Origin of the sequence: Microcoleus sp. S28C3, from assembly GCF_036700785.1 — a bacterium.
In the GTDB taxonomy this organism is placed as follows: domain Bacteria; phylum Cyanobacteriota; class Cyanobacteriia; order Cyanobacteriales; family Microcoleaceae; genus Microcoleus; species Microcoleus asticus.
Genome location: NZ_JAUBPO010000165.1, coordinates 1 through 10,351, shown reverse-complemented (window position 1 = coordinate 10,351; position 10,351 = coordinate 1). Strand labels below are relative to the sequence as shown.

The 10,351-nt window shown below is 47.0% G+C and carries 9 protein-coding genes; 6 read left to right on the top strand and 3 right to left on the bottom strand.

The annotated features are described in order from the left end of the window. Positions 1-119 precede the first annotated feature (119 nt). Positions 120-1,952, bottom strand: coding sequence for a peptidase C14 (locus QUA13_RS29905; protein WP_333204400.1), 1,833 nt, complete (start codon positions 1,950-1,952; stop codon positions 120-122). Positions 1,953-2,234: 282 nt separating this feature from the next. Here QUA13_RS29905 and QUA13_RS29900 point away from each other — a divergent pair, with 282 nt between their 5' ends. From QUA13_RS29900 to QUA13_RS29880, 5 genes are all read left to right on the top strand, one after another. Beyond that, on the top strand, positions 2,235-2,936 hold the full coding sequence (locus QUA13_RS29900) for a V4R domain-containing protein (RefSeq protein ID WP_333191148.1): 702 nt from the start codon (positions 2,235-2,237) through the stop codon (positions 2,934-2,936). A 97-nt stretch (positions 2,937-3,033) separates the two neighbouring features. Then, positions 3,034-3,300 (top strand): hypothetical protein, encoded by a 267-nt coding sequence (locus tag QUA13_RS29895; RefSeq protein ID WP_333204398.1) that lies wholly within the window; start codon positions 3,034-3,036, stop codon positions 3,298-3,300. 163 nt (positions 3,301-3,463) lie between these two features. After that, positions 3,464-3,934 (top strand): phycobilisome protein, encoded by a 471-nt coding sequence (locus QUA13_RS29890; protein WP_333191146.1) that lies wholly within the window; start codon positions 3,464-3,466, stop codon positions 3,932-3,934. A 42-nt stretch (positions 3,935-3,976) separates the two neighbouring features. Beyond that, positions 3,977-4,639, top strand: a complete 663-nt coding sequence (locus QUA13_RS29885) for a V4R domain-containing protein (RefSeq protein ID WP_333191145.1) — start codon at positions 3,977-3,979, stop codon at positions 4,637-4,639. A 240-nt stretch (positions 4,640-4,879) separates the two neighbouring features. Beyond that, positions 4,880-6,046, top strand: a complete 1,167-nt coding sequence (locus QUA13_RS29880; protein ID WP_333204396.1) for a pentapeptide repeat-containing protein — start codon at positions 4,880-4,882, stop codon at positions 6,044-6,046. Positions 6,047-6,063: 17 nt separating this feature from the next. Here QUA13_RS29880 and QUA13_RS29875 read toward each other — a convergent pair whose 3' ends face one another. Then, positions 6,064-6,534: a phycobilisome protein gene (locus QUA13_RS29875; RefSeq protein ID WP_333204394.1), complete on the bottom strand. Its 471-nt coding sequence runs from the start codon at positions 6,532-6,534 to the stop codon at positions 6,064-6,066. A 38-nt stretch (positions 6,535-6,572) separates the two neighbouring features. Beyond that, entirely contained in the window at positions 6,573-7,055 is a 483-nt protein-coding gene (locus tag QUA13_RS29870; protein ID WP_172192644.1) for a 2Fe-2S iron-sulfur cluster-binding protein, read from the bottom strand. A 505-nt stretch (positions 7,056-7,560) separates the two neighbouring features. On the opposite strand from QUA13_RS29870, the gene QUA13_RS29865 reads away from it, so the two are divergent. Next, on the top strand, positions 7,561-9,483 hold the full coding sequence (locus QUA13_RS29865; protein ID WP_333204392.1) for a serine/threonine-protein kinase: 1,923 nt from the start codon (positions 7,561-7,563) through the stop codon (positions 9,481-9,483). Positions 9,484-10,351: the final 868 nt, after the last annotated feature.

Sequence of the window (10,351 nt, the reverse complement as noted above, 5' to 3'; positions counted from 1 at the left end):
TGTAGGAGTGAAAATTGTCATCTCACACTTTTTTGATTATAACCGATAAGTCATCAACTTATTTATTTTTCATTCCTAAGATAATTTCCCGGTGGAAAACCGGGAAATTATCAACTAAATCAACCTTTTTTCTGGCCTTGCAGCTTAGTTTTCCAATTGGCGATATTCTTCTGAGCCTGCTGATAGCTCTTAGTACCCGACGGCACAAGCGAAGCAGCTTCAACTGCCTCTTTCAGCTTTCCTTGAGAGCCGCGCAACTGAGCAATTTTGAGAATACTTTCGCTCCACTCTCCAATCAACTGCTGAGCTTCTTCATACTTCGGCTGACCGGGCTCAATTTTATTAGCTTGCTGGATGCCTTGACTGTAAGAAGAGGCAACCCCCCGCTTAATTTGACCCTTAGCAGCCGATAGCAAAGCAACATTTACGTTCTGGTCTTTGGATAGCTCCTCCCACTGAGCGATCGCCTCTTTCGACTGATTGTAAACAGGCTTATTGACATCCGGCATCAATTTAGCCGCCCCGATCGCTCCCTGGAAATCGCCCCGAGTAGCCCGCCCGTTAGCTATATCCAAAATCGTTAAACTCCAGCGCTCAATATCCTGCTGAGCCTGCGGGTAAAGCGGATCGCTAGCGGGAATCGTTCGAGCCTTAGCCACCGCCTTATTAAAACTAGAAACCGAACCATCCTTGAGAAAAGTTTTCGCCTCAGCCCACACCTGCTGGCTTGAGGGCGGCTGCTTGGTTCCAGTTCCTGCTTGCACCGCCCGCGGTTGGTTCTCCGACACCCCAGCACCAGCAGATTTTTGAGATCCAGAGTTTTGGCCATTTTCAGCAGCAGATCGGGGATCTCCTTCCTGCTGACCGATAAAAATTGATTTGTTCGTCAGAAAAACACCCAACAGCAGCACCAAAGCCGTAGCAGAACTCCACAAAATTAGCTGTTGCAAAAAAGACTTATCCGACCCGCCGTTATCCTCATTCTCCGGCTTTTGCAAGTTCGGTCGATCGCCCCCCCGATCGGCAGCGCCCACAGCACTCGGCTGCGACACAGGCGGCATCTCAACCGACGAATCCTGAGCGTTGCGAACTGCCGGAGGCAGATCCATTCGAGCCGTAGCCGTCGCCATTTCCGGGCGATCGAACCCATCAGCCGTATTAACCGCCATATTGCCATTGCGTCCTGCCAATACAGCAGTTTGCACTCCAGAAGCATCCGGCAAAATCACCAAATTAGCCTTTCCTGGAGGATTCACCACCATCAAAGGTTCTTGTTTAGGACGCAAATGGTGGTCGCACAGCTCCGGCAGCCGATCGCTCAAAAAACGGTCTAAACCCTTAAGGGTCATGCACTGTCCCGAGCGCAGCCCCTCCAAAAGCGCCGTTGTAAAAAACCCCTGACGCAAAGCCGAAGTTTCCCGCGAAACTTGATTCGGGCGGCAAGAAAGCACAGTCGGAATTTCCAGTTCCCGCGCCAGCTCGGCCGTTTGAGAGCCGATCGTGTCCCCCGCTTTCACAGTCTGGCTGCGGTTCATATCAACCAGCACCAACACTGTTTCGGTAGGAGCGTTTTTGAGAGTATTCAACAGCAACTCTACCGGAATCCCGGTACCCGGAATGTCAGCCGGATTGCCATCAACCGGCATCAAATAATCCTTGCCTTCATAGCTGACACCGTAGCCGCTAAAAAAACACCAGAGTAAATCTCCATGTTGCAGATGTTCAGCGCAGAGGCTTTGAGTCAACCTCAGAATATTTTCCCGATTCGGATATGTAGATTGACCCCACAACGACGGCGAGCTATCGGTCATGAGCAGACATCCATCCGGCGCAAAACCCGCCTCCTCAGTCAAAAAACCGTACAGTGCCTCTGCATCCTCTTGGGCATAACTCAAAGGCTGGAGTAACTGATATTGATTGATGCCTATTGCAATACAAGCGTGATGTTTCATCTCCATATGCCCTATATATATAGTGGACAGCTTGCACAAAACGATAACACATAGCCGTTTAAGGTTATACCCACTTTCGCCCGCAGTCAGATACCAGTTGTCCGAAGGCCAAAGTCCCAACAAGCGCCCAAATTTAGCATCCTACAATTTAAAATATTTATATTGCAGTAAAAAATTATACCCTGTGTCTGCCTTTAGAAAAATGACGTTAAATTGGATACACAGGTCAGTCTATTTGACTCTTTTTTTCTGAAAACTAGACCAAAAAGGAATAACCCGCCAATGATCTCTATCGCCCAAAAAGAAATCTCCGCCCCCAGCGAATCGCTACTGAAGCAAAAGCATCCTAAAACTCACAGCCACTATAGGTTCCAGGATTTTTTTTCCTTCGATAACCAAATAGGTACAATTAACGACTGGAATAAGTCGCGCAACATTTTTACCAGCGAAGACTTCATTATCGGTTTGGTGGAGGGACTCGAAGAAGAAGTAGGCCCGGCTTCCTCTGTCATAATGTATACTATTGGTTGCCATTGGGGGCTGCAAGATTCTGAATTTTTTCAAAAATGGTTTAGTGCCGAATTTAACCAGAACATCCGCCAGTCAAATCTCCTGTTTCTGCTAGAAACTTGGTGGTGGCCTTTCACTGCTCAAGGTTGGGGTCGCTGGGAAGTTGACATGAGCGATCGCAAACACGGCTGCATCTTCATCAATATCTTTGACTCAGCAGTTGCTCGCACTTTGGGCGACGTAGGCAAACCGGTTTGTCACCTATATGCCGGTTTGTTCGCCGGTTTCTTCGGATCTCTAGTCAAAAAGCCTCTGAGCTGCATAGAACTCCAATGTTACTCAATGGGAGAAACATATTGCAAGTTCCTGCTCGGCAACCCTGATAAAATTGATGCAGCAGCATTCTGGCTAAACGAAGGTGCCAACGCCCGCGATATTCAAACTCGACTGCAACACGGTGAAATATTGCGGTAAACAACAACGTGGAAAGGCACATCCCCTGCCCTGCCTTTCCTCCCACTAATTTCGCGATCGATAGTGCGATGGTGGGCCTCTCCAGGCAGGAAGAAAGATGAAAAGTCAAACTTCATGGTTGGACAAGTCTGTCCAAGACTTCTTTGGTCACTATAATTGGTTGGGAAAACCTTTAGAAACCCCAAATGGCTCGGCCCCCGGTCAAGTTATGACTTTAACCCAGCCAGTAGCAGACTTTTTTCAAGCTATTTCTTGGGAAGGAATTCCCGAAGTAGGCGCCCTACCTCTACCGCCACCCTTGCCAGTAATTTCTATTTCTGAACCAGCAGAAGTCACCATTGATGATCTATTCGACCTGTTTTAATCTGTGTGGGAAATGAAAAACAAAAAATATGGCAATCCCTCATCTCTCATCTTTCATATCTCCTCTCTCAAAATCCCTCCGTTAAATCGGTTAAATCCCGTACACTGCTCGTTGCCGAACTTCCTTCTTTATATCAATTACCGATTACCACTTAATTAAAATCATGCACCCTGAGATTGAGGCGCTGCTGGATCAGGCAGAAAACCGCTTTTTAAAAGGCGAAGAACTCATAGCTTTTAAGCGTCAAGCTGCAACTCTTGCCCAGCGCTTAAAAATTTACGAATTTTTGCGAGATAAGGAAGCAAGCATCTTCCAACCAGTAGCAGACAAGCTACAAGAAACATTCCCCGACGAAAAACAAGAAACCTTAGAACGATCGCTCAAACACTGGGTGTTAGTATTGCGGTATTGCGCTATGGCTATGCTGCTGAACGATCGAAATTTTCTAGAACAGCGCCTCCTAGATTGGCTTTCCGGCATAGTCGAAGCCCACCAAACTCAAAAGCTCGAAGCAACTGTTTGCGATCTGCTGCAAACTCGTTTAAAAGAACTGCTTTCCGAGCAAGCCAGGGCTATATTACAGCCATTTTTAGACCAAGCGCAGTCAATTGTGATTGACCAAGGTAATAAATAATAAGCAAATTCCCAATTCCCAATTCCCAATTCCTAATTCCCGATGATTAATATTGCCGACTTGCTCAAACAGCCCCGACTCCCTGGAAACTACTTTGCCAGCGATGCCTACGTCCGAGGTGACCTCGAACTCGGCTTGCTCGAAAACCGCCGGGGCGATCGACTCATAGCGCTCCCAGAAACACTGATTCAAGCGATTTATATCGGCTTAGAAAAAGAAACTGGTCAAGCCTCCCGCCTCGTGCTTTTCAACTGCGGTCGTTGGTGGGGTAAAAACTTCTACGTGCGTTTTTGCGAAGAAGTCAGCGAATACTACGGTCAGCCAGTTTCTGAAATGGAAATGGTACAATTTCTTCAGTCCTTGCAACAGTGCTGGAAAACTCACGGATGGGGAACACTTGAACTGGACCCCAGCTATTCCGAACAGGGATTTTTAATAGTAAAAACTGCTAACTCTCTTTTTGCAAAAACAGCCCCCAAGTCTAAGCAGCCAGCCTGTTTTCTAGAAGCAGGTATTTTAAGTTCGTTCTTTAGTCAGCTTACAGGTCGAGAACTCCACTGCCTGCAAACCTCGTGCGAATCCTTGGGTTCGGACTGCAATCGCTTTATTTTAGGGCTGCGCGATCGCCTCCAACCAGCAGATATTTTCCTCGAAGAAGGACAAGAACACGAAGCTATTATCAGTCAACTTTCCCAAAAAAATTGACTTTTGTGACAGCTATTAGCAACAAACTAATAGCTGTCAAATCGATGGCTACCCAGCCATTTAATCCACCATCATCAAAACTGTGAGTTAAATGATAAAAAAGCTAAAGAGTTGGAAAATCTTATTTTAGCTATTTAAAGAAAACCAGATTATAACTAGGAGCTAGACAATTCATAACTTATCCTAGAAACTTATAAAATTTAAAAGCAATCACAACCTAAAACATTTTGCTAGAACTTAATGGACGCCAACGAACTTCTAAATCGATATGCAGCCGGCGAAAGAGATTTTAGACTGGCAAATCTGCGCGGCATTGTCTTGAGTCCGATCGATTTATACCGTTCCAGCGATGCCCCAACTCTAATCATGGCAAACCTCAACCAACACCAGCAACGACCCTACTTAATCGGTGCTAACCTCAGCGGTGCAGACCTCACCAAAGCCCATCTGAGTCGAGCCAACCTCAGCAAAGCTGATCTCAGCGGAGCCAATCTCACCGGCGCCAACCTCATGGCAGCAAGTCTCAGCGGCGCCAATCTCAGCGGAGCCAACCTCACCGGCGCCAACCTCGCCGGATGTCACCTGAATTGGGCAAATCTGACCGGAGCAATTCTCCCCAAGGCTAATCTCGCAGGTGCAGATCTGAGCGCCGCCAACCTTACAAAAGCCGTTCTCAGCGAGGCAAATCTAAGTAAAGCTTATCTGATTAAAGCCAATCTCAACGGGGTCAATTTCAAAGATGCCTGCTTAAGTTTAGCGAGTCTTAAAGAGGCAGACTTGACCGAAGCACAGCTCACCGGAGCTGAATTGTTCAAAGCCAACCTAGCCGGAGCCAACTTAACCCGTGCTAACCTCAGCAAAGCCAAGCTGTTGCAAGCTAACCTCAGGCGAACTAACTTCACTCAAGCCTATTTAAACGGCGCGTGCTTGAGCGAATCAGACCTCAGCGAAGCTTGCTTGGATAGAGCCAATTTGTGCAAAGCAGACCTGAGCAAAACCTACCTGAGAAATATTACTTTGAATGGCTGCCATTTAAGCGGTATCAACCTCAGCGGGGCCGACCTCAGCGGTGTAGACTTAAGCCGCAAACTTTTAACTGGAATTAATATGGCAGAGGCATTGTTGAACGAAGCCAACTTGAGCGGTGCTTATCTGATGGAAGCTAAATTGAGCGGGGCTAACCTCAGCAAAGCCAACTTGAGCCTAGCCTATCTGATCAAGGCCGACCTTTCTAATTCTTGCCTGCAGGAAATTGACTTGAGCAAAGCTAACCTGAGTAAAGCCAACTTGCAGAAAGCTGACTTGACAGGAGCCAACCTCCGGGGAGCCATTCTCACGGAGGCGGATTTGAGGGGAGTGCAGTTGATTGGAGCCACTCTTCCTAACGGCACAGTTTATCGCCATTAACCTGTCAACCCCCTTGATTATTTGCCGAGTAAAGTGCGGTTGTTGTCCAGAATCGGAAAAAATAAGTTCCTTTCTTCCACAGTGAGATATTGTTTGAGTACCTTTTTCATTACGTCGTAGGTCACGGTCGCAGTATTGCGAACTTGAACAGCGCCTAAAATAGTTTGCAACCAAAGCAGGAGCCGATCGCGCAACCGTTCATTATCGTCAATCAACATTGCAGCAGCCGAATGCCTCAACACCTGCACAATATCTCCACGGCACTTTTGGGTCACATCTTGAGTCCCCCGGCGAAATAAATTAGGGTCGAGAGACTGCATTTGTGCTTCCACTTGTTGCATAATTTCTGCTTCAGACGCTTGAATTTTTTTATAAGCACTGATCCGGTGATTCAAAGACTGAAAGTAGTCTTTCAAAAATAGGAGTTCTTCAGCACTGGCGTAGCGTCCGTCTGCTTCCGTGCTCAAACGCGCAAGTTGGCTCAACATAGATTTTGCTCTACTACTAAAATACAAACATATCAGTTTTAAGCTTCTTTAGTCCGAACTAAATACTGTCCTACTTGGAAGCGGGTTTCATTAAGCTGTGTAACGATCGAACGAGTAATTAACTTTCCCGATTCTACAACTACTTTACCCGTAATTGGGTGTAATAAATCTTGCTGGGCCCGACGGCCGATCAGAGCTTCGACATTTTCAATAGCATTAATGTACATCCCCGCAGGCAACTGTACAACCACACCCTCGCCCATAATTTGAGCCTGACAAGCCAGTCGCGAATTGGCTTTAGCTGTAGTAATGACTTCCAACGTCCTCCTCTCGCGGCGGTTCATGTCAGACAAGCCTTCCATGCCTTCTTTAATGTAAACGTGGCAGGTAGCGCACATTCCCCGCCCCCCGCATTCCTTGAGAACGTCTAAGTCTTTGGAAAGTAAGGCAGACAGGATATTCGATCGGGTTTCGACTGCCATTTCCTCCGCAATAGGATCTAGTTTAATAATTTTAACCATATTGATTTTTGTTCCTGTCAATTTCAGTATTTAGCAAGTAGGATCAACATATTCATAGCCCATAAAAATTAGGCTAACACTCAAAAAGGTTAAGATACCTTGACCATAGCATCGGCTTCTGGCTTTCTAACCCCGATTGCATAACCGTGCTTCTGTGTTGGTCATCGGTGTTCCGTCGTCCCGATTCCCAAGCTTAGCCTTGAAAAGCTAAAACCTTAGATTGTTCCTTGACTGTCTTGAAAAAACTGTAATAGTTGCGATCGACTAAAATAGCAGCCACAGGTAGTTCCATATCTGGCACCCTAATCTGGCAAGATTGATAGTGATAGTGATTCCGAAACTCAAGGATTTTAGTAGGTGCGACTGTGCGATCGCTCTCAAGGAGACTGAGAATGAACCTGAGATAACATAGGCTGTACCTGGCGAGCAATTCAAAAATTTGAATTTTTGTCAGAATTATTTACATATTTTAATACTAGCTCAAGCTTTTTCTATAATTAGACCGATGCAACATTCTAAGTACCGCATTTTAGGGCTAGTCGGACAAGGACAATTTGGTCGAGTCTTTTGTGCCAGCGTTCGAGAAGCTCCCGCCCAGGACTCTCGCCTCACCAGCCAACTGGTTGCTCTCAAAGAACTTAGTCATCAAAAAGCCCCAACTAGCGAATTCTTGCGAGAGCTGTGGTTTCTGATCACCTTGCAGCACCCGAACATTGTTACCTGCCGAGCTCTAGAACACACAGCTACAGGCAGGTACTTGGTTATGGACTACTGCGAGGGAGGAACCCTTCGCAACCTGCTCAAACAAGACCGCCCCTTGCGTCTGCTCGAAGGTTTGCAGCTAGTCATGGAAGTTTTAGCAGGCTTAGACTACGCCCACCGCCGAGGCGTAGTTCACTGCGACATCAAACCCGAAAATATCCTCCTAACTTTAGGAGCAAAAGGTTGGTCGCCCCGGCTTTCTGACTTTGGCATCGCGCGTCGGCTGCCAGAAATTGGTACCACTCGCCTCCACCAAGAAATTTCTCCCGACGCTACCGTCGGTTCCCCCGCTTACATGGCCCCTGAGCGGTTTTACGGTCTTTTTTCCCCGATGTCAGATATATATGCAGTAGGAATTCTGCTGTTTGAATTGCTAATGGGCTACCGCCCTTTCGGGGGAACCCCCGGAGACTTGAGGTGGGCGCACCTGAATCAACGCTTGCAATTTCCAGACGCCATCCCCGAACCTTTGCAAGCAATAGTCAAAAAATCTTTAGAAAAGCTGCCAGCCCGCCGTTTTGCCAGTGCTTCCCAAATGGCTCAAGCTCTGCGGCTGATCATGTACGACCCCGCTGTCAGACAATTGGGCGACTGCATTATCCCCTGGGAAAATCCCACAACCAGTGGTTATAAAAGTCTGAAGTCGGAAACTGAGTCTTTACTGGAGTTTGAAGAGGAAAAAGCATCACAGTCGGCTATTAATTTACTTCGGACTGTGCGCTATTCGCTTTCGCAGCCAAAGCCACTGATACTTCCTGCACCGTTGACCGCTTTAATTGCCACTGAAACGTATCTCTATGCTGCTGTAGGTACAGAGGTGAAGGTTTGGTCTCAGCCGGGAAAACAGCTAGTTACAGGAGAAATGTCTATTTCTATTTCATTAATGCCGGAAATCGTGCGCGGCATTTTACCTGTTTCCCACGGCTGCTGCGTTCTCACTCCGCAAAAACTTTACTGGCTCAATAATCGCTCTTGGGAACCTCAGTGCCTGCTGGATATGGGTTTTAGGCAAGGTCCAGATGCTTTAAAAGCTGCTGTTGACTCTCACGGCAACTGGTTGACAGTAGCCGTTCCCGGCGAACTGCGTTTTTATTCTTTAGGGGGAAACAGCACTGCGGGTGATGGGGAAAAAGCCCTGAACTTGATCGCTACTGTGCCGTTACCAGAACACTATTTACCAGAATTAATTTTTTTGGATCGGCGACACGTCTTAGCAGTTTGGCCGGACAACGAACCAAAAAATCCCCAAACTATTTTTAGAGTTTACACTCGGCGCGGCACGCCGGTGGGTTCTGTGCGGTTGTCTGCCAGCGTCGGACAGATCCTGTTGACACCTGAGCCTTATACTTTGCTGGGAATTCCCCAAGGTGGTAAAGCGGCGGTGCTGTTGATGAAATTGTGGCCGCTCAAGGTAGCGCGAATCCCCCTTGAAAGTTTGCCCGTGTCTGCTTGTGTGGCTAATTGGGGATGGGTATTGGCAGATGTTGGGGGGCAGATAGAAGTGTTAAACAGTCAAGGGATTCAAGTAGGGAATTTTAGCAGCCCCCCCTCACCCCGGGCGATCGCTCCTTGGGGGAATAGAGGTTTGGTGATTGCTGTCAATACTGAGGAAGAGAGTCACTTGCACTTTTTAGATGTAGATGTAGATGTTGAGGAGACTAACTAGCCATCGATCGTCCAAGGCTGATAACAGGGGTAACGGTCGGTGTTTGGGGGTTGCCCTAATTAATGAGAGTGTCGTTGCGGGCGATCGATCTAAGCATTGGCTTTGGGATCTTCCCCCAAAGGCTATGGAGTAAGGTGGGTTACAGGATCGTACCCTGTGGTGCTTATTTTTTTGTGAAATTTTGTATAAAAGGACTTGTACGCGTGGGTTCATCGCGTCAATTGCAGACCCAACGTTCCCTGATTCAAGTCCAGCGAAGGCAGAGACTAATTATCGAGGACTCAGATTCAGCAACTACCAAATTGTGTAATAGTAAACCGCGCCCTGCAGCCTCACATTCTCACAAAAGCCTGAGTTCTGAGTAAGTCTCACGATCTTTGAGTTCTGAAAGATTTTAAATACCCTTGATGACACAGCCCGGCCAAAAACCGTATTTGGGGTCAAGAAGCAGCCCCAAGCCATAAAGAGGAGTCAGCCAGGGGATGGTCGAGCGACGGTTAAGAGCCAAAACCCTGACGGTGTATGGCTTCAAAAAAAACTCAAAAATATTTTCGCAAAACGCTTGACAACTCTGGGGAGAGTTGATACATTAATAAAGCGCCAGAAGAGAAGCGGTTCACTGAACCGCCAACTAAAGGCAAAAAACTGAACCTAGAAAAAAGAATAGTTTGAAAGCTTAAAGCACTATTAACCTCGTCAAAAAATTAAGATTGAGAGTAAAAGCGAGAGCTGATACTCAATATCGCAAACAACGAGAAAAAAGTCAAGGGAAAAAAAACCAGCCTTTGTGCTGAGTGGAAAGAACTTGACTAAAGCCAAAAAAGAACTCAACAACACGGAGAGTTTGATCCTGGCTCAGGATGAACGC